Raw genomic sequence first — 24,685 nt, 5'->3', positions numbered from 1 at the left:
GTAGCACCTCATCGTCTCATTCGACAGGAACCCCATGAGCGACACTTCCTCCCCCTTCGGCTTCGAGCTCGTGCGGCGTGGTTACGATCGCGGTCAGGTGGACGACCGCATCACCAAGCTGGTCTCCGACCGTGACAGCGCCCTTGGACGTATCAACTCTCTGGAAAAGCGGATCGAGGAGCTGCACCTCGAGACGCAGAACGCCCAGGCCCAGGTGAACGACGCCGAGCCGTCGTACGCCGGCCTCGGTGCCCGGGTCGAGAAGATCCTGCGCCTGGCCGAGGAGGAGGCGAAGGACCTGCGTGAGGAGGCCCGTCGCGCCGCCGAGCAGCACCGTGAGCTGGCCGAGTCGGCCGCCCAGCAGGTGCGCAACGACGCCGAGTCGTTCGCAGCCGACCGGAAGTCGACGGCCGAGGACGAGGGCGTCCGGATCGTCGAGAAGGCCAAGGGCGACGCCTCCACCCTGCGCGCCGAGGCCCAGAAGGACGCGGCCTCCAAGCGCGAGGAGGCCGACGCGCTCTTCGAGGAGACCCGCGCCAAGGCCGCCCAGGCCGCCGCGGACTTCGAGACCAACCTGGCCAAGCGCCGCGAGCAGTCGGAGCGCGACCTGGCCGGCCGTCAGGCCAAGGCCGAGAAGCGCCTCGCGGAGATCGAGCACCGCGCGGAGCAGCTGCGCCTGGAGGCCGAGAAGCTCCGTACGGACGCCGAGCGCCGCGCCCGCCAGACCGTGGAGACCGCGCAGCGCCAGGCCGAGGACATCGTGGCCGACGCCAACGCCAAGGCCGACCGGATCCGCAGCGAGTCCGAGCGCGAGCTGGCGGCGCTCACCAACCGCCGCGACTCGATCAACGCTCAGCTCACCAACGTCCGCGAGATGCTGGCGACGCTGACGGGTGCCGCCGTCGCGGCCGCCGCTTCCCCGATCGACGACGAGCCGGTCACCCGCGGCGTCCCGGCGCAGCAGAGCCGCTAGTCGTCTCAAGTTCGACTCGTGCCCGAGGGCCCTGCGACACCTCCAAGAGGTGGCGTGGGGCCCTTCGGCGTTCTAGCGTGGCCCAATGATCGAGCTTGAGGGCCTTACCAAACGATTCGGCGCGAAGACCGCCGTGGACCACCTCAGCTTCCAGGTCAGACCGGGGGTGGTGACCGGCTTCCTCGGCCCCAACGGGGCGGGGAAGTCCACGACCATGCGCATGATGCTCGACCTCGACAACCCGACCAGCGGTACGGTCCGGATCGACGGGAAGCACTACCGGGACCTGCCGGAGCCACTGAAGTACATCGGGGCGCTGCTGGACGCGAAGGCGATGAACGGCGGCCGCAGCGCGTACAACAACCTGCTCTGCCTCGCCCAGTCGAACCGGATCCCGCGCAGCCGGGTGTCCGAGGTGCTGGACCTCGTCGGCCTGACGGCCGTGGCGAAGAAGAAGTCGAAAGGATTTTCGCTGGGGATGGGCCAGCGACTCGGGATCGCCTCCGCACTGCTCGGAGACCCGGAGATCCTGATGTTCGACGAACCCGTCAATGGTCTGGACCCGGAGGGAATTCTCTGGATCCGCAATCTTATGAAGGGGCTCGCGGCCGAGGGAAGGACGATCTTCGTTTCCTCGCATCTGATGAGCGAAATGGCTCTGACCGCGGAGCATTTGGTCGTCATCGGACAGGGAAAGCTGCTCGCCGACCTGTCGATGGCCGATTTCATCCAGCAGAACTCCCGCAGTTACGTCCGCATGCGCTCTCCCCAGCAGGAACGGCTGAAGGACGTGCTGCACGAGGCCGGGATCGACGCCATCAGCGTCCCGGCCACCGGCACGCTGGAGATCGACGGCGTGGGGGCCGAGCGGCTCGGCGAGCTGGCGGCCCAGCACCAGATCGTGCTCCACGAACTCAGCCCGCAGCGGGCTTCACTGGAAGAAGCGTTCATGCGGATGACGGCGGACTCCGTCGAGTACCACGCCCACGCACCGGGGACCCCGGGGTACGGGACCCAGACAGCGCCGCCGCCCGGCATGGCCGCCGACAACCCGGCCCGGCCGGCCGACGTACCCGCGTGGGGCGCCGGCTTCGAGGCGACGCGCAAGGACGGTAAGTGATCATGTCCTCCTTCTCCGCCGTCCTTCAGTCCGAGTGGACCAAGATCCGCTCGGTCGCCTCCACCCTGTGGACCCTGGCCGCCGCGTTCGTCGTCACGGTCGGCATCAGCGCCGCACTGTGCGCGCTGATCAACAACTCCTTCAAGAACATGCCCCCGCAGGAGCAGGCCACCTTCGACCCGACGCTCAGCAGCTTCATGGGCATGACCCTCGGCCAGCTCGCCCTGATCGTCTTCGGCGTGCTCGTCGTGGGCACCGAGTACAGCTCGGGCATGATCCGCACCTCGCTGGCCGCCGTACCGCGGCGCGGCAGCTTCCTCTTCGGCAAGCTACTGGTCGCCACCGGGCTCGCGCTGATCGTGGGCCTGGTCACCAGCTTCGTCTCCTTCTTCCTGGGACAGGCCATCCTGGGCGACCGCAGCATCGGGATCGGGGAGCCGAACGTGCTGCGCGCGGTGATCGGCGCCGGGCTCTACATGGCGATGATCGCGCTGTTCTCCATGGGCGTGGCCACCATGCTGCGCAGCTCGATGCTCTCGCTCGGCATCCTGATGCCGTTCTTCTTCCTGATCTCGAACATCCTCGGGGCGGTGTCGGCGACCCGGAAGGTGGCCCAGTACTTCCCCGACCAGGCCGGTTCGAAGATCATGCAGGTGGTTCCGGGCGCGATGGGCAGCGACCCGGTGCCCTACAGCGCCTGGGGCGGCTTCGGCATCATGGCCCTGTGGGTGCTCGCCGCCGTACTCGGCGGCTACCTCGTCCTCAAGAACAGGGACGCCTGAGGCACTCCGGGAGATACCCGGGTCGGTCTCAGGGGCAGGTCAGGGTCGGGGACGGGGTGGAACCGTAGGAGACTGGATATCCTCTTAACCCTTACAGGGCGAACTTCGTCCCCGCCTGGCAAGGGGCAGAGCAATGATCGAGGCTGTCGGCCTGACCAAGCGCTTCGGCGCGAAGACCGCCGTCGACGACCTGTCCTTCCAGGTCAGGCCCGGTCACGTGACGGGATTCCTGGGGCCCAACGGCTCCGGGAAGTCCACCACCATGCGCATGGTGCTGGGCCTGGACCGCCCCACCTCCGGCCGGGTCACGATCCACGGCGTGCCCTTCCGCGACCTTCCCAACGCCCAGCGGCACGTCGGCGCCCTCCTCGACGCCAAGGCCATGCACGGCGGCCGCCGGGCCCGCACCCACCTGCTGGCCACCGCGCAGCTCTCCGGGATCCCCGAGAAGCGGGTCGACGAGGTCCTGGGCGTCGTGGGCCTCCAGGACGTCGCCCGCCAGCGCACGAAGGGCTTCTCGCTCGGCATGGGCCAGCGGCTCGGCATCGCGACCGCCCTGCTCGGCGATCCGGAGGTGCTGCTCTTCGACGAGCCGGTCAACGGCCTCGACCCCGAGGGCATCCTCTGGGTCCGCAATCTGATGCGCCGGCTCGCCGCCGAGGGCCGCACCGTCTTCGTCTCCTCGCACCTGATGAGCGAGATGGCGCTGACCGCCGACCACCTGATCGTGATCGGCCGGGGCCGGCTGCTCGCCGACATGAGCACCCAGGATTTCATCACGCACAACTCGGCCGGATTCGCACGGGTCCGCACCGCCGACACCGACCCGCGCGGCTGGGACACCCTGGGCTCCGTCCTGACCAAGGCGGGCGGCCGGGTGCTCAAGGAGCCCGACGGGGCGCTGCGGGTGACCGGGCTGGAACTGCCCCGGATCTCGGATCTCGCGCACGAGTCGGGCGTACGGCTGTGGGAGCTGTCCCCGCACCGGGCCTCGCTGGAGGAGGCGTACATGCGGATGACCCAGTCCTCCGTCGAGTACACCTCCACCGAGGACCCCCGCGCCGAGCTGTGGGAGCCCGAGCCGCTCAGCGTCCCCGAGTGGGAGGAGGACGCCGCCGGGGCCCTCGCGGTCCCGCAGGCGGGCTTCTTCGCGCCGCCGCCGCCCGGGGCGGACGGCAGGCCGTTCCTGATGCCCGGCACCCCGGGCGAGCTGGCCGGAGCCGGAGCCGCGCCCGAACCCGTAGCCTCCCCGCCGCACACGCCCGTACACACCCCCGAGGACTCCCGATGACAGCCCCGACGACCACGGCCCAGGGGGACCCGCAGCAGCCGGAGGCATACAGCTCGCCGCTGCCGAACCCCCAGCCGCACCTGGGGCACGCGCTGGCCTCGGAGTGGACGAAGCTGACCTCGGTGCGCTCCACGGTGTGGACGCTCGGGTCCCTGGTGCTGCTCGTGGTGGGCATCGGCGCCGCGGTCATCCTGCAGACCACGGCCACGGACTACGAGCGGATGCCGTTCCCGACGCCCGCCGTCTTCGGCCTGCTGGTCGGCCAGCTGCCGGTGATGGTGCTCGGGGTGCTCACGGTCACCTCCGAATACGGCACGGGCCTGATCCGCACCACCTTCACGGCGGCCCCCGACCGGTACCGGGTGCTCACCGCCAAGTACCTGGTCTTCGGCATCACCGCGTTCCTCACCATCGCCGGATCGGTCTCGCTGGTCGGGCTGGCGGCGTCGATGCTGCGCGGCGGTCCCGGTTCCGGGGTGCACTCGGGCACCGAGTGGGTCTCCATGCTGCTGGGCAGTTTCTACGTCACCCTGCTCGGCGTGCTGGCCCTGTCGGTCGGGACGCTCGTGCGGCATTCCGCGGGGGCGATCGCCGTGATGCTCGGCCTCGTCACGCTGCCGCCGGTGATAGGGGCCGTGCTGGGCATCTGGGACGCCCTGGCCCCGATCGGCCGGGCCCTCCTGGAGTACAACGTGCCCACGGCGCTGATCGAGCTGTTCGGCCTGCCGAACAGCGGTGGCAGTCCCGCCTTCGGCGGCTCGCCGCTCCCGGGCAGTGCGGGTCACATGGCGCTGATCCTGGTGCTGACGGGCTGCACCGTCGCCGGCTCTTACGTGGTGGTGGGCCGCCGGGACGTGTAGGGGGCCCCGGGTCTCAGTACTTCGGCGCGTTGCGGGACCGCTGCACCTTGGAGGTGCGGCGGTCCTTCGCGTTCCAGCAGGCCTTGTGCCAGTGCCGGCGGTCGTCGACCCCGCCGTACTCCGGCCAGGCCACCAGGTGCGGGGTGCCGGAGGGGATCTCCTGGTCGCAGCCGGGGCAGCGGTAGCGCTTGCCCGCCGCGCTCGCGCCCGCGACGTGCCGGACCTTCCACTCCTCGCCCTGGTACTCCTCCGTGCGCTCCAGTCCGTACCGGTCCAGATTCCCCGGGCCCGAGCCCTGGTCCGAACGATCGGCTGGATTCTCGCCGCCCCTGGGGCGGTTGTGGCGCGGTGACACGTATACCTCACGGATGGGCGGACGGCAGTGACTTTCTCTCAGACTACGCGCAGCGAGCCCCGGTGCCCGCAGGGTGGCTGAAGGACGACCATCCGGCCGACCATCCGAAAAGCGCGTGACTGGCCTGACAATCCCAATAACTTTGCCTCCAGGCCGTGCCTTTGGCACGTGTCAGACGTTGTTGCCGGTAAGACGTTGATACCGAGTGAGGAACCGGTCCGCCTGGGGAGGCCGCGTCAGCCGCGAGGAGGCTAAAGGCGATGCGCGTAGGAGCGTTTGTACTGGCAGCCCAGTTCCCGGGCCAGGGACAGGGAGAGGTTCTGCACCGGTCGGTGCGGACCGCGGAGGTGGCCGAGGAGGCCGGGCTCGACTCGGTCTGGGTCGCCGAGCACCACTTCGTGCCGTACGGGGTCTGCCCGTCGGCGGTGACCCTCGCGGCCCTGATGCTGGGCCGCACCCGGCGGCTGCGGGTGGGCACCGCGGTGAGCGTGCTGCCGAGCACGCACCCCGTGGCCCTGGGCGAGCAGGCGGCCCTGCTGCACCTGACCTCGGACGGGCGGTTCACCCTGGGGGTGGGCCGCGGCGGTCCCTGGGTGGACCTGGAGGTGTTCGGCGGCGGGCTCGACGCGTACGAGAACCACTTCCCGCAGGACCTGGACCTGCTGCGCCGCTGGCTGACGGAACCGCGCGTGGGAACGGCCGGGCCGGCCGGACCGGGAGCGGCCGGCGAGCGGTACGGGTTCCGCGAGGTGGCCGTCGTACCGCGTCCCTCGGAGGCGCTGGACGGGGACGGGACGGGGCCGGAAGTGATCGTCGCCTGCACCTCCCCCGCGTCCGTCCGGCTCGCCGCCGAGCGCGGGCTGCCGATGCTGCTCGGCATGCACTGCGGTGACGAGGACAAGGCGGAGATGGTGGCGCTGTGGCGGCGCACGGCGCGGGCCGCGGGCCACTCGCCGGAGGCGGGCCACGTATCGGCCGGGGTGTGCCAGCTGGCGGACCGGACGGCGGACGCCCGGGAGACGCTGCTGAAGGCGATGCCGGGCTGGTTCAAGCAGGGCCTGGACGCCCACGTGACGGTGGACGGGCGCAAGCGCGCGATGCGGGACCCGGTGACGTACACGGAGCTCCTGTGCGACCTGCACCCCGTGGGCACCCCGGAGCTGGCGGCGGACCGGCTGGCGGCCACGTCGGAGCGTACGGGCATCACACGGTTCGCCCTGCTGACGGAAGGGTCGGGGGACCTCGCCGCGACCGAGGAGAACCTCCGCCGGATCGGCGCCGAGGTCGTGCCCAGGCTCGGCTGAGACGACCGGCCTCGGCTGAGACGACCGGCGGGGCCGGGAAGCCGGGGAGCCCGGGGGGACCAGGAAGCCGTGGGACCAGGGCTGCCGCTCCGTTGGCACCGGAGCGGCAGCGGGATACCGGTCACACGGCGGTGTGGTCCTGCTAACAGTCGCGCAGCTCCGGCGACTGGTTGAGCAGCTGACCTCGGATCGAAGTGAACTTGGCCAGCCGGTCGTCCACCGAGGGGTCCAGCGGGAACACTGCTACCCGGTGGCAGTTCTGGAATGCCAGGCGCACTCCGAAGTGGCGCTGCAGCGCACCTCGTATCGCGTCACTCGCGAGAGCGCGCAGCAGCTGACCACGCGCCTGCTCGTCGGGCGGCGGCGTCTGGTTGTCGGCGAACTGTCCGCCGTCCACCTTGAGCTGGGCCACCAACGAGCTGATCATCTCCCATGCGTAGGGCAGGGAGGTCCGGACGCAGTCGACGAAAGCGGCTTCGTCGACCTCGCCTCGCTCGGCCTGTTCGAGTAGGGCCGGTGAGACGTCGAGCGACATGGGTTCTCCTCTCGCGACTCCGGCCGATTGGGTTGCCGGAGCCTTACGGGCAGGGAAGGAGATCGCGACGCAGCGTGCACGCTTCGCAACCTCCCGCTCACCACGGTAGGCGCCCGGTGGGGACCGCACCAGGAGAATGCGCATACAACGCGCCATCCGCGAACGGGGCTTTCGGGGGCGAATCGCGTGCAGGGCTTGTCGTCGAGTAGCGTTGCCGACCATGCGTCTCGTCATTGCCCGCTGCTCCGTCGACTACGCGGGCCGGCTCACCGCCCATCTGCCCTCGGCACCCCGTCTGATCCTCGTGAAGGCCGACGGCAGTGTCTCGATCCATGCGGACGACCGGGCGTACAAACCGCTCAACTGGATGTCGCCGCCCTGCACCCTCAAGGAGGGGAGCGGTGACGACGCCGGCGTCTGGACGGTCGTCAACAAGGCGGGCGAGAAGCTCATCATCACCATGGAGGAAGTCCTCCACGACTCCTCCCACGAGCTGGGCACCGACCCGGGCCTGATCAAGGACGGTGTCGAGGCCCACCTGCAGGAGCTCCTGGCCGACCGGATCGAAACCCTCGGCGAGGGCTACACCCTGATCCGCCGCGAGTACATGACGGCGATCGGCCCCGTGGACATCCTGTGCCGGGACGCCTCCGGCGGGACGGTGGCGGTGGAGATCAAGCGGCGCGGCGAGATCGACGGAGTCGAGCAGCTCACCCGCTACCTGGAACTCCTCAACCGCGACCCGCACCTGGCCCCCGTGAAGGGCATCTTCGCCGCCCAGGAGATCAAGCCCCAGGCCCGCGTCCTGGCGAACGACCGCGGCATGGACTGCGTGGTCCTGGACTACAACGCCATGCGCGGCATCGAGGACGACAAGCTCCGCCTGTTCTGACCCGCTCGCACGGGGCTGACCCTTCAGCCCCGCCGGCGTTTGAGGCGCGGGTCCGGGCAGAGCCCGGGGAACGGTGGAAGGGCGGGTAGGGGACGAGCCCCGCAGGGCCCGCCCCCCAGGGGGACGGGCGCGGGCTAGCTCGGTCCCGTACCCGTCGTGACCGTCGCCGACGGAGACGGGGTCTCGGACGGAGACGGGCTCGGGCTCGAAGAGCTCGGCGGCGGACTCGCCGGAGAAGACGCCGGCGGATCCACCGGCGCCGAAGACCGCGGCGTAGCCGAAGGCTTCCGCGAAGGCGACTTCCGCGCGGACGGCGTCGCCCCGGGCTCCTCCGAGACGGCAACGGCGGGCGCGGAGGAAGAGGCCCCCGGATCCGGCGAAGGATCGTTCCCGCTCGTCCCCGGACCGCTCGGCGAACTCTGCGCCGGCCCCGTGGTCGGAGCCGTGGAGAACCCCGGCCCCTGAGCCGGCGGCGCGGCCTCGTCGCCCGCGGACATCGCCAGCGCGACCACCGTGCCGAGCGCCACGACCGTCAGCGCCCCGGCCACGGCCAGCAGGACCTTCTTACGGCTGGATTCAGGCTTCGGGCCGGGCTCGGGGAGCACCGGTTCCGGCTCGGGGGCGAGCGGGAACGCGTCCTCGAACACCTCCGCCAGCGTCGAGGCAGCGACCGAACCCGCCGGAGCGAGCGCCGGTACGACCGTGGTCACCGCCTCCGCGGCCGCGGGATCCGCCGCGACCGGCAGCACGACGGTGCTCAGCGGAGTCACTCCGGAAACGGCGGAAACAGGTGCCCCCTTGACCCCCGAGGACCCCGAGGACCCGGACGCCCGAAGCACCCCGGTCGACCCAACAGCCCCGGACGCCCCCGGCCCCGACGAACCACCACCGAAAGCCGACCCGGCAGCCGCAGCCGCAGCCGCAGCCGCCCCGGCCCCGGACACCGCCGCCGGCGGAGCCAACCGCAGCGGCGGCGACACCTCGACCCCCGCCGTCTCCCGGTCGGTGACCAGCGCCAGCGCCCGCCGCCCGGCCACGGTGCCCCGCTTGTCGGCGAGGGCCCCGCGCAGCCCGATCGAGGTCTCCAGCTCCGCGCGGGCCCGGTCGAGCCGGCCCTCGCACAGGGCCAGTACCCCGAGCTCGTGGTGGAAGTACGCCTGTTCGGCGACCTCCCCCGCCTTGCGCGCGGCTTCCGCGCCCGAGCGCAGCACCCGTTCCCAGGCCTCCCAGTGCAGCGAGGCGGCGAACGCCGGGGCCGCCGTCCGTGCCAGCAGCACCGCGGCCACCACATCGGCTCCGGCCAGCGCCGCGAGGACCGCGTCGGCCTCCGCCGCGACCCGCTCCGGGGTCACGGAGGTGTGTCCGGTCCACCAGGCGTAGTGCCGGGCGGCCGTACGGGCCTCCTCGGCCGCGGTGTCCCCGTACCCGGCCTCCTCGAGCTGGCGCGCGACCCCGGCGGCCAGCCGGTAGCGCGTGCCGACCGGGCTCAGGAGCCCGCAGGCGAGCAGTTCACCCACCGCCGTGTCGGCGTGGGTGTCCCCGACGAGCGCCGGCAGGTGCGCGTGGTGCGGCAGTTCCCCGCCCAGCGCGCAGGCGATGCGCAGGGCGGCCCGCGCCGATTCGCTGACCCGCGAGGCCAGGAGTTCGGCCGGGGCGGCGCCTTCGGCGAGCGTGGGCAGGGGGACGAAGGAGGCTTCGCGCGGCCGTTCCTCGAAGACTCCGGGCTCCTCGTGCTCGTCCTCGGAGTCGGACCGGTTCAGCTCGTCGCGCCGGCGCAGCAGTGCGGCGGCCTGGACGAAGCGCAGCGGCAGTCCCTCGGAGGCGAAGCGCAGGTCGGCCGCCCAGGCCGTCTCCGCTTCCGTCAGGGTCCGTCCGGTGCCCGCTTCGAGCAGGGCGACGCATTCGGCGTGGGCGAGCCCGCCGAGGAAGACCTCTTCGAGGTGGGAGTCGTCGGAGGGGGCGCGGGTGTCGGGGGTGGCGGCGAGGAGGTACGCGCACTCCGGGGTGGCCCGCAGCAGTTCGTCGAGGGCGGGGCCGCCCATGTCGAGGTCGTCGAGGAGGACGACGGCGCCGATCCCGCGGACGCGGGCGAGGAGTTCGGCCCGTTCCGGTCGGTCGGCCGAAGCCTCGTAGACGGTGGCGTACAGGGCGTGGAGGAGCTCGCCGGGCTGCTGGTGGCCGTGCGCGCTGAGCCGTACGACCCCGTCGGGGGCGAGGTCCGCGCAGGCCTCGGCAACGGCGTCCAGCAGCGCCGTGCGCCCGGATCCGGAGGGTCCGGTCAGCCGTACGGAGCGGCCGCGCCCGAGGAGGCGTACGAGGCGCTCGCGCTCCTCCTCGCGGCCGAGCAGCGGTCGGGCGCCGGCTGGGGCGCCCGGCGGTACGGGGGGCCGTGCGGCGGCCGCCCTGGAGGCGCGGGCGGCGGAGGCCCGCTTGGCCGGTATGCGGGCGGGTTCGCGGCCGGGGCGGTGGGTGGGTTCGATCTCGCTGCCGTCGACGGGGTTCACCGTGAGGGTGAAGTCCCCGGCGGTGAGCGTCACCACCCGTGCGGGTCGTTCCACCGGATCGGTCTGCCCCTGCGTACTGCTGCGGTCCATGACCAAGTCCCCCGATCGCGCCGTGCGCCGTTGTCGCCGTCTACCGCCCGGCCTTCGCACACGCCGCTGTCGCTACTGGTCCGGTTTCGCCCGAACCCTAGACCGTGCCCGGCCGCGCCGGAACCGCAGGGGTGCCTTCACCACCGGACCGTTACGTTTTTGCAGTCGGTGTACACCTCACGTCCGCATCAGACCCGCGGCAGGGATTCCGCTTCCAGGCCGCCCTCGATCGCGAGGATCCGGTGGAGCCGGGTGGCGACGAGCAGCCGCTGCATCTGCGGGGGCACCCCGCGCAGGACGAGCCGCCGGCCGCTGCGGCCGGCCCGCCGGTGGGCGCCCATGATGACGCCGAGGCCGGTGGCGTCCCAGGAGTCGAGCCCGGTGAGGTCCAGCACGAGGTCGCCGTGACCGTCGTCCAGCGCGGTGTGCAGGACCGTACGGGCGTCCGCCGCGCTGCGCACGTCGAGGCGACCCCCGACAGCGAGTTCGGCGTGGTCGCCCCTGATGTGCATGTGTGCTCCCGGCAGTGCGCTACTGCGTACGTATGATCCGACTGATCGACTGGCCTGTGGTCGGCAACTCTCACTGCAACTGACTGCCTCGGGGGCGGGGAAGTTGCCGACCGTGAGCGAACCGATACCTAATTCACTCCGTGGGGTGAAGGACGTGTTCGAACGAGCCGTCCCGGCCCGTGGTTTGGGCCGGCCCGTCTCAGTGCTTGTAGAAGCCCTGGCCGCTCTTGCGGCCGATGTCGCCCGCGTCCACCATGCGGCGCATCAGCTCCGGCGGCGCGAACTTCTCGTCCTGCGACTCGGTGTAGATGTTGCTGGTGGCGTGCAGCAGGATGTCCACGCCGGTGAGGTCGGCGGTGGCCAGCGGGCCCATCGCGTGGCCGAAGCCGAGCTTGCAGGCGATGTCGATGTCCTCGGCGGAGGCGACGCCCGATTCGTACAGCTTCGCGGCTTCGACGACGAGGGCGGAAATCAGGCGGGTCGTCACGAAACCGGCGACGTCGCGGTTGACGACGATGCAGGTCTTGCCGACGGACTCGGCGAACGCCCGGGTGGTGGCGAGGGTTTCGTCGCTCGTCTTGTAGCCGCGTACGAGCTCGCACAGCTGCATCATCGGGACCGGCGAGAAGAAGTGCGCGCCGACGACCCGCTCCGGACGCTCCGTCACGGCGGCGATCTTGGTGATCGGGATGGCCGAGGTGTTGGAGGCGAGGATCGCGTCCTCGCGCACGAGCTTGTCGAGCGCGCGGAAGATCTCGTGCTTGACCTCGAGCTTCTCGAAGACGGCCTCGACGACGATGTCGGCGTCGGCGACCGCGTCGAGGTCGGTGCTCGTGGTGATGCGGGCGAGCGCGGCCTCGGCGTCCTCGGCGGTCAGCTTGCCCTTGGCGACGAACCGGTCGTACGAGGCCTTGATCCCGTCCGTCCCACGGGTCAGCGCGGCGTCGGTGACATCGCGCAGCACGACGTCCCAACCCGCTTGGGCGGAGACCTGCGCGATTCCGGAACCCATCAGTCCGGCACCGATGACGGCGAGCTTCCCAGCCACTGCACACCCCACGCTCTTGGAAACGGCACGGCGCCTTGGACACGGCGCAGCCTCGGAAATCGGCACGGACTCGTACCTTCTCCGGCGGAGACTAGCGTCCGTGAGGGGTCGTGTGACCGCGAAGTAACACGCGTCACGTCTCAGATGACGGACATCACACCGGGACGGCCCAGCAGTCCCGCAGGGGGCCCCAGTTGGCCCGCACTACGCTGAGGACATGGTGAACCTCACGCGTATCTACACCCGTACCGGCGACAAGGGCACGACCGCGCTCGGCGACATGAGCCGCACCGCCAAGACCGATCTGCGGATCTCGGCGTACGCCGACGCCAACGAGGCCAACGCGGCCATCGGGACGGCGATCGCGCTCGGCTCGCTGCCGGCCGATGTCGCGAAGGTCCTGGTCCGGGTGCAGAACGACCTGTTCGACGTGGGCGCGGACCTTTGCACCCCGGTGGTCGAGAAGCCCGAATATCCTCCGCTGCGCGTCGAGCAGTTCTACATCGACAAGCTGGAGGCGGACTGCGACCTCTTCAACGAGCAGCTGGAGAAGCTCCGCAGCTTCATCCTCCCCGGCGGCACCCCCGGCGCGGCCCTCCTGCACCAGGCCTGCACGGTGGTCCGCCGCGCCGAACGCTCCACGTGGGCGGCGCTGGAGGTGCACGGCGAGGCGATGAACCCGCTGACGGCCACCTACCTCAACCGCCTCTCCGACCTCCTCTTCATCCTGGCCCGCACGGCCAACAAGGAGGTCGGGGACGTCCTCTGGGTCCCGGGCGGCGACCGCTAGGCGGTCTCCTTCAGCCCCGGATCCCCGCCTTCGCGGGAGCGCGCTTCGGCCACACCGTGTACGTGGCTGCGATCAGGGCGTGGATGCCGGTCACCCGCAGCGCCGTGAACTGCCACGCGCGCAGCGGGGCGGTGTCGCCCGAACCGCCGACGTACCAGATCGCGGCCTGGAGCAGCGCGATGGCGACGGCCGCCGCGAGGACGGTCCGGGCGACCAGCTTCCACTCGTGCACGGCCCGCGCCTTCCCGTATCCGGCGCCGGCCGGCTTCGGGCCCCCGCCCAGGCGGTACGCCGCGTGGCCGTCGAGCCACTTCACCGTGTAATGCCCGTAGGCGGCGGTGAAGCCGATGTACAGCGCGGCCAGCCCGTGCTTCCCGTCCGGCTCGGCGCCCGCGCGCAGGTCCAGGGCGGTGACCACGAACAGGACCAGCTCCAGCAGCGGCTCGCACAGCAGGACGGCCGCGCCGAGCCGCGGCTTCTTCGCCAGGTAGCGCAGGGCCAGGCCGCCGGTCAGCAGCACCCAGAAGCCGGCCTCGCAGACGATGATCAGGGTGACGAGCACGGGACTCTCCGTTCCGGCGGGGTGGGGGACCTCTCCAGACTCCCGCCCGCCCGGCCCCGTTTCCTCGTCCCCGATGAGGAAGCCGGGAGGGGCGCACTGCATCCTTCGATGGAGTGCCGCTCGGCCGCGGTGGCGACGCCCGCTGCCCGCCGCACCCTGTTGGATGGGACCCATGCCCCGGAAGATCGCTCCCCCGCACCGCGACGACATCCTCCTCGCCGTGATCAGCGTGGCCGCCGGCCTGCTCCTGTGGGCGCTCGGGGTCTACAGCTCCCCCTCGCGGAACCTGCTCCCCGACTGGGCGGCGCTGGTCCCCCTCGTGGCCCTCGGGGCGATGGAGCCGCTGCGGCGCAGCGCCCCGAACCTGACCCTGGCCGTCGGCACCGCCGGGGTGATCGCCGACCAGTTCACGGTGGGGAACCTGGGCACCGTGCTGATCTTCACGGACCTGATGTACGCGGCCGTCGTCTACGGCAAACCCGCCATGGCCCGCCGGCTCCCGGTCACCACCGGCCTGATCACCGTGGCCGTCAGCATCGCCGCCGTGGCCTGGCTGCGCACCCCGCAGGCCCTGATGATCGGCGTGATCACCGGCATCGTGAGCTTCGGCCCGGCCCTGACCGGCGCCACCCTGCGCAACCACCGCGAGGCCGCGGTGGCCGCCCGGCTGCGCGCCGAGCAGACCACCCTGCTGGCCGAGATGGACCGGACGCAGGCGGTGGTCGCCGAGCGGGCCCGGATGGCCCGCGAGCTCCACGACATGGTGGCCAACCACCTCTCCGCGATCGCCATCCATTCCACCGCCGCGCTCTCCATCGACTCCCCCGCCACCAGCCGCGAGGCGCTCGGGGTGATCCGGGAGAACAGCGTGCAGGGACTGGCCGAGATGCGCCGGCTGATCGGGCTGCTGCGGGACTCGGGCGCGGGCGCCGGGGAAGAGGCGGTCGCCATGCCCTCGCTCGGCGCGCTGGACGCGCTGCTGGAACAGGCCCGGACGAACGGAGCCGCGAGCGGGCTGGGCTTCGTACTCCTCGACGGCCTCGACCGCCGGGAGGGCCGGGAGGGCGGCGGGGGCTCGGAGCCGCTGCCGGCCCCCGTGGAGCTGGCGGCGTACCGGATCGTCCAGGAGTCGTTGACCAATGCCCTCAAGCACGCCGTCCCCGGCACGGTCACCGTCCGCCTCGCCCTCGCCGGCGGGCTGCTGAGCGTCACGGTCGACTCGCCCTACGGGGACCGGCCCGGCCCGCGCGCCCCCGGCTCCGGGGCCGGGCTGATCGGCATGCGGGAGCGGGCGGAACTGCTCGGCGGCCGGTTCGGGTCGGGGCGCGAGGGAGCGGTGTGGCGGGTGTGGGCTCAGCTGCCCGCGGAGGAGAAGGCGGTACGGGCATGACGATCAGGGTCGTGGTGGCGGAGGACCAGAGCGCGGTACGGGCGGGGCTGGTGCTGATCCTGCGCAGCGCGGGCGACATCGAGGTGGCGGGCGAGGCCGCGGACGGGGAGGAGGCGGTGCGCCTGGCCCGGGAGCTGCGGCCGGACCTGGTGCTGATGGACGTGCAGATGCCGCGCCTGGACGGGGTCTCGGCCACCCGGCAGGTGGTCGAGGAGGGGCTGGCGGACGTGCTGGTGCTGACCACCTTCGACCTGGACGAGTACGTCTTCGGGGCACTGCGCGCGGGGGCTTCGGGCTTCCTGCTGAAGAACGCGGAGGCGGCGGAGCTGATCGGGGCGGTACGGACCGTCGCGCGCGGGGAGGGCCTGATCGCCCCGGCGGTGACCCGGCGGCTGATCGCGGAGTTCGCGGCTCCGAAGCCCGTACGGGCCTCCGTGCCGGCGGCGGTGGATTCGCTGACCCCGCGGGAGCGGGAGGTGCTGGGCGCGCTGGGCGCGGGCCTGTCGAACGCGGAGATCGCGGTGCGCCTGGAGATGGCGGAGGCCACGGTGAAATCGCACGTCAGCAGGTTGCTGGGGAAGCTGGGGCTGCGCAGTCGACTCCAAGCGGCGGTGCTGGCGCAGGAGTTGGGGATCCAGTAGGCCTCGGCTCGGGAGCCGCTGGGGTGACGTCACAAGGAGGTCTGGACCTCTTGACGCTTGGTCCAGACCTTTCTAATCTCCGAGGCAACTGTGGTGAGCGTGCCATGACAAGAACCGTGTCGGGCGCGCTCACGGGCGGCGCAGGTCCCACCCCATGCCGCGGCCGGCCCCACGGCCGCGACGGACCTCGGAGGAGCACCCTTGAGCACAGCACCCCCACGACGCGCATCGTTTTTCCGAAGAGTGGCGGCCGCCCTGGCCGTCCTCACCCTGCCCGTCGCCGGGCTGGTGGCCCTCGCGGGCCCTGCCGAGGCCGCCGCCTCGGCGACCGCGACGTACACCAAGGTCTCCGACTGGGGCTCCGGCTTCGAGGGCAAGTGGACGGTGAAGAACACCGGCACGACCACCCTCAGCAGCTGGACCGTGGAGTGGGACTACCCCGCGGGCACCTCCGTCACCTCCGCCTGGGACGCCGACGTCACCAGCTCCGGAACCCACTGGACCGGTAAGAACAAGAGCTACAACGGCACCCTCGCCCCCGGCGCCACCATCAGCTTCGGCTTCAACGGAGCGGGCCCCGGCGCCCCCAGCGGCTGCAAGGTCAACGGAGGCACCTGCGACGGCGGCACCACCCCGCCCGCCGACTCCCCGCCCACGGCTCCCGGCACCCCCACGGCCAGCGGAGTCACGGACACCGGGCTGACCCTCGGCTGGTCGGCGGCCACCGACGACAAGGGCGTCAAGAACTACGACGTCTACCGCGGCGGCGCCAAGATCGCCACCGTCACGACCCCCTCGTACACCGACTCCGGTCTGACCAAGGGCACGACGTACAGCTACACCGTCACCGCCCGCGACACGATCGACCAGACCGGCCCCTCCTCGGGCGCCCTGTCGGTGACCACCACCGGCGGCACCACTCCCCCCGACCCCGGCGACCCCGGCACCCCGGGCTCCACGGTCAAGCTCGGCTACTTCACCGACTGGGGCGTCTACCAGCGCAACTACCACGTGAAGAACCTGGTCACCTCGGGCACCGCCTCGAAGATCACGCACATCAACTACGCCTTCGGCAACGTCCAGGGCGGCAAGTGCACCATCGGTGACGCGTACGCCGACTACCAGAAGACCTACGACGCCTCCTCCAGCGTCTCCGGCGTCGCCGACACCTGGGACCAGCCGGTCGCTGGCAACTTCAACCAGCTGCGCGAGCTGAAGAAGAAGTACCCGAACATCAAGGTCCTGTACTCCTTCGGCGGCTGGACCTGGTCCGGCGGCTTCGGCCAGGCGGCCGCGAACCCGGCGGCCTTCGCCCAGTCCTGCTACGACCTGGTCGAGGACCCGCGCTGGGCCGACGTCTTCGACGGCATCGACATCGACTGGGAGTACCCCAACGCCTGCGGCCTGTCCTGCGACACCAGCGGGGCCGCCTCCCTGAAGAACGTGCTCTCCGCCCTGCGCGCCAAGTTCGGCAGCAGCAACCTGGTCACCGCCGCCATCTCGGCGGACGGCTCCAACGGCGGCAAGCTCGACCTCGCCGACTACGCGGGCGCCGCCCAGTACGTCGACTTCTACAACGTCATGACCTACGACTTCTTCGGCGCGTGGGACGCCAAGGGCCCGACGGCCCCGCACTCCCCGCTCACCTCGTACACCGGCATCCCGATCGCCGGCTTCAACTCCGAGGCCGCGATCACCAAGCTCAAGGGCAAGGGCATCGCCGGATCCAAGCTCAACCTCGGCATCGGCTTCTACGGCCGCGGCTGGACCGGCGTCACCCAGGCCACCCCCGGCGGCACCGCCACCGGACCGGCCCCGGGCACCTACGAGCAGGGCATCGAGGACTACAAGGTCCTCAAGAGCAGCTGCCCCTCCACCGGCACCATCGCCGGCACGGCGTACGCCAAGTGCGGCAGCAACTGGTGGAGCTACGACACCCCCGCCACCATCGCCGGAAAGATGACCTGGGTGAAGCAGCAGGGCCTGCGGGGAGCCTTCTCCTGGGAGTTCAGCGGTGACACCACGAACGGCGAGCTCGCGAGCGCCATCTCCACCGGGCTGTCCTAGCCCCCACGCACCGGCCCGGTGAAAAACCGAAGCCGGGGAGACGGGTCCGCCCCCGTCTCCCCGGCTTCTTCAGGTCCTGTACTCAGGCCACGTTCACCCGCTGGCCGGGAGGCGCCGCCTCCAGCCAGGCCAGGAAACCGGTGAGCGCGTCATCGCTCATCGCCAGCTCCAGACGGGTCCCCCGGTGCACGCAGCCGAGTACGACCGCGTCGGACAGCAGGGCCAGCTCTTCCTCGCCCTCGGGGGCGCGGCGGGCGATGACCTCGATGGAGGCACGCTCCAGCAGCCGGCGCGGCCGGGGGGAGTAACTGAAGACGCGGAACCAGTCGATGCGGTCACCGCTGTAGCGCGCGACCCCGTACACCCAGCCCTTGCCGGAGATGTCGGGTTCCTCGGCCACGTCCCAGCGCATGCTGCAGTCGAAGGTGCCGCCGGACCGCTGGATCAGTCTGCGGCGCAGTCCGAAGACGAACAGCCCGATCGCCAACAGGGCTACTACGACCAGAGCGCTCACAAGCAGAGCGAGGAGCATCTTTCACCGACCTCCTCGCTCATCGAATACCGCAACCGAAAAACGGACCTGCATCGCCTCAGCCGCGACCCGCTCCGGAAAATTCCGGAACGGACCGCGGCTGAGGTTTCAAACTCTTACCGGTACCGGGACTCAGCGTCCCGAAACCGCGCGCAGCCGGACATCGGCGCGTCGTTCGGAGACCGCGTCGGTCTCCGCCTTCGCGCGCTCCAGTGCCCGCTCCGCCCGCTCGACATCGATCTCGTCGGCAAGCTCGGCGATCTCGGCCAGCAGGGACAACTTGTTGTCCGCGAACGAGATGAATCCGCCGTGCACCGCGGCGACAACAGTGTTGCCGTCCGTGGTGCGGATGGTCACCGGGCCCGATTCCAGCACACCGAGAAGCGGCTGGTGACCGGGCATGACGCCGATGTCGCCGGACGTGGTGCGGGCGACAACCAGGGTGGCCTCGCCGGACCAGACACTCCGGTCCGCCGCGACCAGCTCGACGTGCAGCTCAGCAGCCAAGGTGGCTCCTCGGGTCACCACCCGGCGGGAAAGCCGGGTGTTGGGTCAAATTCTAATGGGCGTGGGGAGAGAGGCGGGACATACCCGCCCCTCTCCGTCAATCAGCTGTGCTCAGGAACGAGCCCGGCTTCAGGAGACGCCCAGCTCCTTGGCGTTGGCCTTGAGGTCCTCGATGCCACCGCACAGGAAGAACGCCTGCTCGGGGAAGTGGTCGTAGTCGCCGTCGCAGATCGCGTTGAAGGCGACGATCGACTCGTCGAGCGGAACGTCCGAACCGTCCACGCCGGTGAACTGCTTGGCGACGTGGGTGTTCTGCGACAGGAAGCGCTCGACACGACGGGCACGGTGGACAACGAGCTTGTCCTCCTCGCCCAGCTCGTCGATACCGAGGATCGCGATGATGTCCTGGAGGTCCTTGTACTTCTGCAGGATCCCCTTGACGCGCATCGCCGTGGCGTAGTGGTCCGCCGCGATGTACCGCGGGTCGAGGATGCGGGACGTCGAGTCCAGCGGGTCCACGGCCGGGTAGATGCCCTTCTCGGAGATCGGACGGGAAAGAACCGTCGTCGCGTCGAGGTGGGCGAAGGTGGTCGCCGGCGCCGGGTCGGTCAGGTCGTCCGCGGGGACGTAGATCGCCTGCATCGAGGTGATCGAGTGACCGCGGGTCGACGTGATGCGCTCCTGCAGCAGACCCATCTCGTCAGCCAGGTTCGGCTGGTAACCCACGGCGGACGGCATGCGACCGAGAAGGGTCGACACCTCCGAACCGGCCTGGGTGTAACGGAAGATGTTGTCGATGAAGAAGAGCACGTCCTGCTTCTGCACATCGCGGAAGTACTCCGCCATGGTCAGACCGGCAAGGGCGACGCGCAGACGGGTGCCCGGGGGCTCGTCCATCTGGCCGAAGACAAGCGCCGTCTTGTCGATGACGCCGGACTCGGCCATCTCCTCGATGAGGTCGTTGCCCTCACGGGTACGCTCACCGACGCCCGCGAAGACCGACACACCGTCGTGGTTGTTGGCGACGCGGTAGATCATTTCCTGGATCAGAACGGTCTTGCCGACACCGGCACCACCGAACAGACCGATCTTTCCACCCTTGACGTACGGGGTGAGAAGGTCGATGACCTTGACGCCGGTCTCGAACATCTCGGTCTTCGACTCGAGCTCGTCGAAGCGGGGCGCCTTGCGGTGGATGGGCCAGCGCTCGGTCACCTCGGAGTTGGTCTCCGGGTAGTTCAGCACCTCGCCCAGGGTGTTGAACACCTTGCCCTTGGTGAAGTCACCGACGGGGACGGTGATGCCCTCGCCCGTGTCGGTCACCGCGGCCTGGCGGACCAGACCGTCGGTGGGCTGCATGGAGATGGTGCGGACCAGGCCGTCACCCAGGTGCTGGGCGACTTCCAGGGTCAGCGTCTTCAGCTTGCCGTCCTCGGCCGGGTCAGCGACCTGGACCTTGAGGGCGTTGTAGATCTCGGGCATCGCGTCGACGGGGAACTCCACGTCGACGACCGGGCCGATGACCCGGGCGACGCGGCCCGTGGCGGCGGCCGTCTCAACAGTGGTCGTCATTACTTGTCACTCCCCGCGGTCGCGTCTGCCATGGCGCTGGCGCCACCGACGATCTCGCTGATTTCCTGGGTGATTTCGGCCTGGCGGGCCGCGTTGGCAAGCCGGGAGAGGCTCTTGATGAGATCCCCGGCGTTGTCGGTCGCCGACTTCATCGCGCGGCGGCGGGCGGCGTGCTCGGAAGCGGCCGACTGCAGCAGTGCGTTGTAGATGCGGCTCTCGACGTAGCGCGGCAGAAGGGCGTCGAGGACGTCCTCCGCCGACGGCTCGAAGTCGAACAGCGGAAGGATCTCGCCCTTCCCACCGGTCTCCTCCACAGCCTGGTCGAGGCTGAGCGGCAGCATCCGGCCGTCCACCGCGTTCTGCGTCATCATCGACACGAATTCCGTGTAGACGATGTGCAGCTCGTCGACGCCGCCCTCGGCCGTCTCCGTCTGGATGGCCTCGATCAGCGGCGCCGCGATGCGCTTGGCATCGGCGTAGGCCGGGCTGTCGGTGAAGCCCGTCCACGACTCCGCGACCTTGCGCTCGCGGAAGGCGTAGTAGGCGACACCCTTACGGCCGACGATGTACGTGTCGACCTCCTTGCCCTCGCCGCGCAGCCGCTCGGAGAGCCGCTCCGCCTGCTTGATGGCGTTCGAGGAGTAGCCGCCGGCCAGACCGCGGTCGCTCGTGATGAGCACGACCGCGGCGCGGGTCGGCGCCTCGACCTCGGTGGTCAGGGCGTGCTTGGTGTTCGAACCGGTCGCCACCGCAGTCACCGCACGGGTGAGCTCGGTCGCGTACGGCATCGATGCCGCCACCTTGCGCTGCGCCTTGACGATGCGCGAGGCGGCGATCATTTCCATCGCCTTGGTGATCTTCTTGGTCGCCGTGACGGCACGGATGCGACGCTTGTAGACCCGGAGCTGCGCTCCCATGAGTCAGCTTCCTTCCGTCGTCACTTGGAGACGTTGACGGCCGGCGCGTCCTCGCCGAGGAGCTTGCCGTCCGAGGTCTCGAACCCACGCTTGAAGTCAGCGATGGCGTCGGCAATGGCCGTGAGGGTGTCGTCCGACATCTTGCCGCCGTCGGAGATGGAGGTGAGGAGGTCCTTGCGCGAGACGCGCAGGTGCTCCAGCAGCTCCGACTCGAAGCGACGGATGTCGACGACCGGGACCTCGTCCATCTTGCCGGTGGTACCGGCCCAGACGGAGATGACCTGCTCCTCGACCGGCATCGGCTGGTACTGGCCCTGCTTGAGGAGCTCGACCAGGCGCTTGCCGCGCTCCAGCGAGTTCTTCGAAGCGGCGTCCAGGTCGGAACCGAAGGCGGCGAACGCCTCCAGCTCACGGTACTGGGCGAGGTCCAGGCGCAGACGGCCGGAAACCTGCTTCATGGCCTTGTGCTGGGCCGAGCCACCGACGCGGGAGACCGAGATACCGACGTTCAGCGCCGGGCGCTGGCCCGCGTTGAACAGGTCGGACTCCAGGAAGCACTGGCCGTCGGTGATGGAGATGACGTTGGTCGGGATGAACGCCGACACGTCGTTCGCCTTGGTCTCGACGATCGGAAGACCGGTCATCGAACCGGCACCCATGTCGTCGGAGAGCTTGGCGCAGCGCTCCAGCAGACGGGAGTGCAGGTAGAAGACGTCGCCCGGGTAGGCCTCGCGGCCCGGCGGACGGCGCAGCAGCAGCGACACGGCGCGGTAGGCGTCGGCCTGCTTCGACAGGTCGTCGAAGATGATCAGGACGTGCTTGCCGGCGTACATCCAGTGCTGGCCGATGGCCGAACCGGTGTAGGGCGCCAGGTACTTGAAGCCGGCCGGGTCGGACGCCGGGGCGGCGACGATCGTCGTGTACTCGAGCGCACCGGCGTCTTCCAGGGCGCCGCGAACGGACGCGATGGTCGAGCCCTTCTGGCCGATGGCGACGTAGATGCAGCGAACCTGCTTGTTCACGTCGCCGGAGCGCCAGTTGTCGCGCTGGTTGATGATCGTGTCGACGGCCAGAGCGGTCTTGCCGGTCTGACGGTCGCCGATGATCAGCTGACGCTGGCCACGGCCGATCGGCACCATCGCGTCGATGGCCTTGTAGCCGGTCTGCATCGGCTCGTGGACCGACTTGCGGACCATGACGCCGGGGGCCTGCAGCTCGAGGGCGCGGCGGCCCTCGGTCGCGATCTCGCCGAGGCCGTCGATCGGGTTGCCGAGCGGGTCGACAACGCGGCCGAGGTAGCCCTCGCCGACGCCGACGGAGAGCACCTCACCGGTGCGCTGCACCGGCTGGCCCTCCTCGATACCGCTGAACTCGCCGAGGACGACGGCGCCGATTTCGCGCTCGTCGAGGTTCAGGGCGAGACCGAGGGTCCCGTCCTCGAACTTCAGCAGCTCGTTCGCCATGGCGGAGGGCAGGCCCTCCACCTTCGCGATGCCGTCGCCGGCAACGCTGACCGTACCGACCTCCTCGCGCGAGGCCGCGTCCGGCTGGTACGACTGGACAAAGTTCTCCAGTGCGTCCCGGATCTCCTCCGGCCGGATCGTGAGCTCCGCCATCTGGGTTCCCTGCTCTCCTTGTTGGGCCTGAAGCTTCTTAGGGGTCTGGGGGCGACCCCCAGGAATCTTCTGCAAGTTCTGCACGGCCCAACCGGGCCGCTAGGAATGCTTTGTTCTACGTTGTGGCTGGTCAGCCGGCCATGCGGCGCGACGCCTCGGCGATGCGGTCCGCGATGGTGCCGTCGATGACCTCGTCGCCGACCCGCACCTGGATCCCACCGAGGACCGTGGGGTCCACGTCGAGGTTCAGGTGCATCTGGCGGCCGTACAGCTTGGCCAGCACCGCGCCGAGACGCTGCTTCTGCACGTCGCTGAGCGGAACCGCGGTGGTCACCGTGGCGACCATGCGGTTGCGGCGCTTGGCGGCGAGCGTGGAAAGGGACTCGAGGCCCGCTTCCAGGCTACGTCCACGCGGGTGCGTGACGAGACGCGTGACGAGACGCTCGGTGACGGCGTCCGCCTTGCCTCCGAGCAGGCTGTGGAGCAGCTTGCTCTTGGCGGCGACGGTCGCGGCCCGGTCGGTCAGCGCCGAGCGCAGCTCGGTGCTCGAGGAGACGATCCGGCCGAACCGGAACAGCTCGTCCTCGACGTTGTCGAGCGCGCCCGAGGTCTGGGCCGCGGTGAAGTCGGCGGTGTCCGCCAGCTCCTCCAGCGCATCCACCAGGTCACGGGAGCGCGACCAGCGGGACCGGACCATTCCGGACACCAGGTCGAGGGTTTCCCCGCTGACCTGGCCGCCCAGCAGGCGGTTTGCCAGCTCGGCCTTGGCCTCGCCGGACTGCGCCGGGTCCGTGATGACCCGACGCAGCGAGACCTCACGGTCGAGCAGCGCGGTGACGGACGCCAGCTCGCCGGCGAGCTTCGCCGCGTCGACGGACGTGTTGTCCGTCAGCGCGTCGAGACGCTCGCGGGCGGTGGCCAGCGCGTCGCGGCTCGCTCCGTTCATCGGGCCGCCTCGGCCTTCTCCTCAAGCTCGCTGAGGAAGCGGTCGATCGTGCGGCTCTGCCGGGCGTGGTCCTCGAGGGACTCGCCGACGAGCTTTCCGGCCAGGTCGGTGGCGAGCTTGCCAACGTCCTGACGCAGCGCCTGAGAAGCGGCCTTGCGGTCGGCCTCGATCTGGGCGTGACCGGCAGCGATGATCTCCTCACGCTGCCGCTGGCCCTCTGCGCGGAGGTCTTCCTTGAGCGCAGTGCCCTGCTCCAGGGCGTCCTGGCGCAGGCGAGCGGCCTCGTGCCGGGCTTCGGCGAGCTGGGCCTTGTACTGCTCCAGCACGCTCTGAGCCTCGGTCTGAGCGGCCTCAGCCTTTTCGATACCGCCTTCGATGGCCTCGCGGCGCTCGTCCAGAACCTTGTTGATGTTCGGGAGGAGCTTCTTCGCGAGGAAACCGAAGACGATGACGAAGGCGATCAGACCGATGACGAGCTCGGGGATCGGCGGGATGAGGGGGTTTTCCGTCTCAGCCGCGAGAACCAGGAGGTTCACATCAGTGCCTTTCGTCGGTTCGGACTAGTCGTTGAGTTCGTCTTAGTAGACGAACGGCATGACCAGGCCGATGAGGGCGAGCGCCTCACAGAAGGCGAAGCCGAGGATCTGGTTGGCGCGGATCAGACCGGCAGCCTCGGGCTGACGGGCAAGAGCCTGCGTGCCGTTACCGAAGATGATGCCGACGCCGACACCCGGGCCGATGGCCGCGAGACCGTAACCAACGGAGCTGAGGGAACCGGTGACGCCTTCGGCGGCAGCGAGGATCTGGGACATGCCAGTTCTTCCTTCTCTTTCACGGACCGGTGGGGGTTGGCCACCGGACGACAAGGGGTATGTGGGG

The 24,685-nt window shown here is 70.3% G+C and carries 25 protein-coding genes; 11 read left to right on the top strand and 14 right to left on the bottom strand.

Annotated features, from left to right (window positions below; translation table 11 throughout):
- The first annotated feature begins 34 nt into the window (after positions 1 to 34).
- The 5 genes from OHU74_RS24985 (at position 35) to OHU74_RS24965 (ending at position 5,026) form a co-directional block, all read left to right on the top strand.
- The gene (locus OHU74_RS24985) at positions 35 to 973 is read left to right on the top strand and encodes a cellulose-binding protein (RefSeq protein WP_215033977.1); all 939 of its coding nucleotides are present in this window, start codon (positions 35 to 37) and stop codon (positions 971 to 973) included.
- Positions 974 to 1,058: 85 nt separating this feature from the next.
- Positions 1,059 to 2,093: an ABC transporter ATP-binding protein gene (locus OHU74_RS24980; RefSeq protein WP_371617946.1), complete on the top strand. Its 1,035-nt coding sequence runs from the start codon at positions 1,059 to 1,061 to the stop codon at positions 2,091 to 2,093.
- Between the two features lie 2 nt (positions 2,094 to 2,095).
- Positions 2,096 to 2,875 carry an ABC transporter permease gene (locus OHU74_RS24975; RefSeq protein WP_371617945.1) on the top strand — a complete coding sequence of 260 codons (780 nt, stop codon included), beginning with the start codon at positions 2,096 to 2,098 and terminating at the stop codon, positions 2,873 to 2,875.
- Positions 2,876 to 3,008: 133 nt separating this feature from the next.
- Positions 3,009 to 4,166: an ABC transporter ATP-binding protein gene (locus OHU74_RS24970; RefSeq protein WP_371617944.1), complete on the top strand. Its 1,158-nt coding sequence runs from the start codon at positions 3,009 to 3,011 to the stop codon at positions 4,164 to 4,166.
- Complete coding sequence (locus tag OHU74_RS24965; RefSeq protein ID WP_371617943.1) at positions 4,163 to 5,026, top strand: ABC transporter permease; 864 nt, start codon at positions 4,163 to 4,165, stop codon at positions 5,024 to 5,026. The genes OHU74_RS24970 and OHU74_RS24965 overlap by 4 nt, the downstream gene beginning before the upstream one ends.
- Positions 5,027 to 5,039: 13 nt before the next feature.
- On the opposite strand, the gene OHU74_RS24960 is transcribed toward OHU74_RS24965, so the two are convergent.
- Complete coding sequence (locus tag OHU74_RS24960; RefSeq protein ID WP_330298614.1) at positions 5,040 to 5,381, bottom strand: ATP/GTP-binding protein; 342 nt, start codon at positions 5,379 to 5,381, stop codon at positions 5,040 to 5,042.
- Positions 5,382 to 5,641: 260 nt separating this feature from the next.
- Here OHU74_RS24960 and OHU74_RS24955 point away from each other — a divergent pair, with 260 nt between their 5' ends.
- Positions 5,642 to 6,685: an LLM class flavin-dependent oxidoreductase gene (locus OHU74_RS24955; RefSeq protein WP_371617942.1), complete on the top strand. Its 1,044-nt coding sequence runs from the start codon at positions 5,642 to 5,644 to the stop codon at positions 6,683 to 6,685.
- A gap of 142 nt (positions 6,686 to 6,827) precedes the next feature.
- Here OHU74_RS24955 and OHU74_RS24950 read toward each other — a convergent pair whose 3' ends face one another.
- On the bottom strand, positions 6,828 to 7,220 hold the full coding sequence (locus tag OHU74_RS24950) for an SCO5389 family protein (RefSeq protein WP_030660337.1): 393 nt from the start codon (positions 7,218 to 7,220) through the stop codon (positions 6,828 to 6,830).
- A 220-nt stretch (positions 7,221 to 7,440) separates the two neighbouring features.
- On the opposite strand from OHU74_RS24950, the gene nucS reads away from it, so the two are divergent.
- Positions 7,441 to 8,112, top strand: a complete 672-nt coding sequence (nucS, locus tag OHU74_RS24945; protein ID WP_330298612.1) for an endonuclease NucS — start codon at positions 7,441 to 7,443, stop codon at positions 8,110 to 8,112.
- 134 nt (positions 8,113 to 8,246) lie between these two features.
- On the opposite strand, the gene OHU74_RS24940 is transcribed toward nucS, so the two are convergent.
- The 3 genes from OHU74_RS24940 to OHU74_RS24930 form a co-directional block, all read right to left on the bottom strand.
- Positions 8,247 to 10,706, bottom strand: coding sequence for an ATP-binding protein (locus tag OHU74_RS24940; RefSeq protein ID WP_371617941.1), 2,460 nt, complete (start codon positions 10,704 to 10,706; stop codon positions 8,247 to 8,249).
- 188 nt (positions 10,707 to 10,894) lie between these two features.
- Entirely contained in the window at positions 10,895 to 11,218 is a 324-nt protein-coding gene (locus OHU74_RS24935) for an STAS domain-containing protein (protein WP_031150506.1), read from the bottom strand.
- 199 nt (positions 11,219 to 11,417) lie between these two features.
- Positions 11,418 to 12,266 (bottom strand): 3-hydroxyacyl-CoA dehydrogenase family protein, encoded by an 849-nt coding sequence (locus tag OHU74_RS24930; protein WP_330298610.1) that lies wholly within the window; start codon positions 12,264 to 12,266, stop codon positions 11,418 to 11,420.
- Positions 12,267 to 12,483: 217 nt separating this feature from the next.
- Here OHU74_RS24930 and OHU74_RS24925 point away from each other — a divergent pair, with 217 nt between their 5' ends.
- Positions 12,484 to 13,056 carry a cob(I)yrinic acid a,c-diamide adenosyltransferase gene (locus OHU74_RS24925; RefSeq protein WP_371617940.1) on the top strand — a complete coding sequence of 191 codons (573 nt, stop codon included), beginning with the start codon at positions 12,484 to 12,486 and terminating at the stop codon, positions 13,054 to 13,056.
- 10 nt (positions 13,057 to 13,066) lie between these two features.
- Here the strand turns inward: OHU74_RS24925 and OHU74_RS24920 are convergent, their stop codons facing one another.
- Positions 13,067 to 13,618, bottom strand: coding sequence for a hypothetical protein (locus OHU74_RS24920; protein WP_371617939.1), 552 nt, complete (start codon positions 13,616 to 13,618; stop codon positions 13,067 to 13,069).
- A gap of 163 nt (positions 13,619 to 13,781) precedes the next feature.
- Here OHU74_RS24920 and OHU74_RS24915 point away from each other — a divergent pair, with 163 nt between their 5' ends.
- The 3 genes from OHU74_RS24915 (at position 13,782) to OHU74_RS24905 (ending at position 17,716) form a co-directional block, all read left to right on the top strand.
- Positions 13,782 to 15,008, top strand: coding sequence for a sensor histidine kinase (locus tag OHU74_RS24915; protein ID WP_371617938.1), 1,227 nt, complete (start codon positions 13,782 to 13,784; stop codon positions 15,006 to 15,008).
- The gene (locus OHU74_RS24910) at positions 15,005 to 15,649 is read left to right on the top strand and encodes a response regulator (RefSeq protein ID WP_371617937.1); all 645 of its coding nucleotides are present in this window, start codon (positions 15,005 to 15,007) and stop codon (positions 15,647 to 15,649) included. Before OHU74_RS24915 ends, OHU74_RS24910 begins: the two co-directional genes overlap by 4 nt.
- 201 nt (positions 15,650 to 15,850) lie before the next feature.
- Positions 15,851 to 17,716, top strand: coding sequence for a glycosyl hydrolase family 18 protein (locus tag OHU74_RS24905; RefSeq protein ID WP_371617936.1), 1,866 nt, complete (start codon positions 15,851 to 15,853; stop codon positions 17,714 to 17,716).
- A gap of 82 nt (positions 17,717 to 17,798) precedes the next feature.
- Here OHU74_RS24905 and OHU74_RS24900 read toward each other — a convergent pair whose 3' ends face one another.
- The 8 genes from OHU74_RS24900 to atpE all read right to left on the bottom strand — a co-directional run bounded on the left by OHU74_RS24900 (position 17,799) and on the right by atpE (position 24,618).
- Complete coding sequence (locus tag OHU74_RS24900; RefSeq protein WP_371617935.1) at positions 17,799 to 18,248, bottom strand: DUF2550 domain-containing protein; 450 nt, start codon at positions 18,246 to 18,248, stop codon at positions 17,799 to 17,801.
- A 132-nt stretch (positions 18,249 to 18,380) separates the two neighbouring features.
- A complete protein-coding gene (locus tag OHU74_RS24895) occupies positions 18,381 to 18,755 on the bottom strand; it encodes a F0F1 ATP synthase subunit epsilon (RefSeq protein ID WP_371617934.1) in 375 nt (124 codons plus the stop codon).
- Positions 18,756 to 18,884: 129 nt separating this feature from the next.
- The gene (gene atpD / locus OHU74_RS24890) at positions 18,885 to 20,327 is read right to left on the bottom strand and encodes a F0F1 ATP synthase subunit beta (RefSeq protein ID WP_371617933.1); all 1,443 of its coding nucleotides are present in this window, start codon (positions 20,325 to 20,327) and stop codon (positions 18,885 to 18,887) included.
- Entirely contained in the window at positions 20,327 to 21,244 is a 918-nt protein-coding gene (locus OHU74_RS24885; protein WP_371617932.1) for a F0F1 ATP synthase subunit gamma, read from the bottom strand. The genes atpD and OHU74_RS24885 overlap by 1 nt, the downstream gene beginning before the upstream one ends.
- A 20-nt stretch (positions 21,245 to 21,264) precedes the next feature.
- Positions 21,265 to 22,860, bottom strand: a complete 1,596-nt coding sequence (gene atpA, locus OHU74_RS24880; protein WP_371617931.1) for a F0F1 ATP synthase subunit alpha — start codon at positions 22,858 to 22,860, stop codon at positions 21,265 to 21,267.
- A 130-nt stretch (positions 22,861 to 22,990) separates the two neighbouring features.
- The gene (locus tag OHU74_RS24875) at positions 22,991 to 23,806 is read right to left on the bottom strand and encodes a F0F1 ATP synthase subunit delta (RefSeq protein WP_371617930.1); all 816 of its coding nucleotides are present in this window, start codon (positions 23,804 to 23,806) and stop codon (positions 22,991 to 22,993) included.
- Complete coding sequence (locus OHU74_RS24870) at positions 23,803 to 24,342, bottom strand: F0F1 ATP synthase subunit B (RefSeq protein ID WP_371617929.1); 540 nt, start codon at positions 24,340 to 24,342, stop codon at positions 23,803 to 23,805. The genes OHU74_RS24875 and OHU74_RS24870 overlap by 4 nt, the downstream gene beginning before the upstream one ends.
- A 42-nt stretch (positions 24,343 to 24,384) precedes the next feature.
- A complete protein-coding gene (atpE, locus tag OHU74_RS24865; protein ID WP_030857147.1) occupies positions 24,385 to 24,618 on the bottom strand; it encodes an ATP synthase F0 subunit C in 234 nt (77 codons plus the stop codon).
- Positions 24,619 to 24,685: the final 67 nt, after the last annotated feature.

Source organism: Streptomyces sp. NBC_00454, assembly GCF_041434015.1.
GTDB lineage: Bacteria > Actinomycetota > Actinomycetes > Streptomycetales > Streptomycetaceae > Streptomyces.
The sequence above is the reverse complement of the archived record's forward strand: the minus strand, read 5'-3'. Positions and strand labels throughout refer to the sequence as shown.

Coding starts and splice junctions, on each gene's coding strand:
- OHU74_RS24925 (WP_371617940.1), top strand. CDS start 12,484: ATGGTGAACCTCACGCGTATCTACACCCGTACCGGCGACAAGGGCACG.
- OHU74_RS24900 (WP_371617935.1), bottom strand. CDS start 18,248: ATGCTCCTCGCTCTGCTTGTGAGCGCTCTGGTCGTAGTAGCCCTGTTG.
- OHU74_RS24965 (WP_371617943.1), top strand. CDS start 4,163: ATGACAGCCCCGACGACCACGGCCCAGGGGGACCCGCAGCAGCCGGAG.
- OHU74_RS24935 (WP_031150506.1), bottom strand. CDS start 11,218: ATGCACATCAGGGGCGACCACGCCGAACTCGCTGTCGGGGGTCGCCTC.
- atpE (WP_030857147.1), bottom strand. CDS start 24,618: ATGTCCCAGATCCTCGCTGCCGCCGAAGGCGTCACCGGTTCCCTCAGC.
- OHU74_RS24875 (WP_371617930.1), bottom strand. CDS start 23,806: ATGAACGGAGCGAGCCGCGACGCGCTGGCCACCGCCCGCGAGCGTCTC.
- OHU74_RS24950 (WP_030660337.1), bottom strand. CDS start 7,220: ATGTCGCTCGACGTCTCACCGGCCCTACTCGAACAGGCCGAGCGAGGC.
- nucS (WP_330298612.1), top strand. CDS start 7,441: ATGCGTCTCGTCATTGCCCGCTGCTCCGTCGACTACGCGGGCCGGCTC.
- OHU74_RS24955 (WP_371617942.1), top strand. CDS start 5,642: ATGCGCGTAGGAGCGTTTGTACTGGCAGCCCAGTTCCCGGGCCAGGGA.
- OHU74_RS24980 (WP_371617946.1), top strand. CDS start 1,059: ATGATCGAGCTTGAGGGCCTTACCAAACGATTCGGCGCGAAGACCGCC.
- OHU74_RS24915 (WP_371617938.1), top strand. CDS start 13,782: ATGGGACCCATGCCCCGGAAGATCGCTCCCCCGCACCGCGACGACATC.
- atpD (WP_371617933.1), bottom strand. CDS start 20,327: ATGACGACCACTGTTGAGACGGCCGCCGCCACGGGCCGCGTCGCCCGG.
- OHU74_RS24910 (WP_371617937.1), top strand. CDS start 15,005: ATGACGATCAGGGTCGTGGTGGCGGAGGACCAGAGCGCGGTACGGGCG.
- OHU74_RS24940 (WP_371617941.1), bottom strand. CDS start 10,706: ATGGACCGCAGCAGTACGCAGGGGCAGACCGATCCGGTGGAACGACCC.
- atpA (WP_371617931.1), bottom strand. CDS start 22,860: ATGGCGGAGCTCACGATCCGGCCGGAGGAGATCCGGGACGCACTGGAG.
- OHU74_RS24970 (WP_371617944.1), top strand. CDS start 3,009: ATGATCGAGGCTGTCGGCCTGACCAAGCGCTTCGGCGCGAAGACCGCC.
- OHU74_RS24885 (WP_371617932.1), bottom strand. CDS start 21,244: ATGGGAGCGCAGCTCCGGGTCTACAAGCGTCGCATCCGTGCCGTCACG.
- OHU74_RS24975 (WP_371617945.1), top strand. CDS start 2,096: ATGTCCTCCTTCTCCGCCGTCCTTCAGTCCGAGTGGACCAAGATCCGC.
- OHU74_RS24985 (WP_215033977.1), top strand. CDS start 35: ATGAGCGACACTTCCTCCCCCTTCGGCTTCGAGCTCGTGCGGCGTGGT.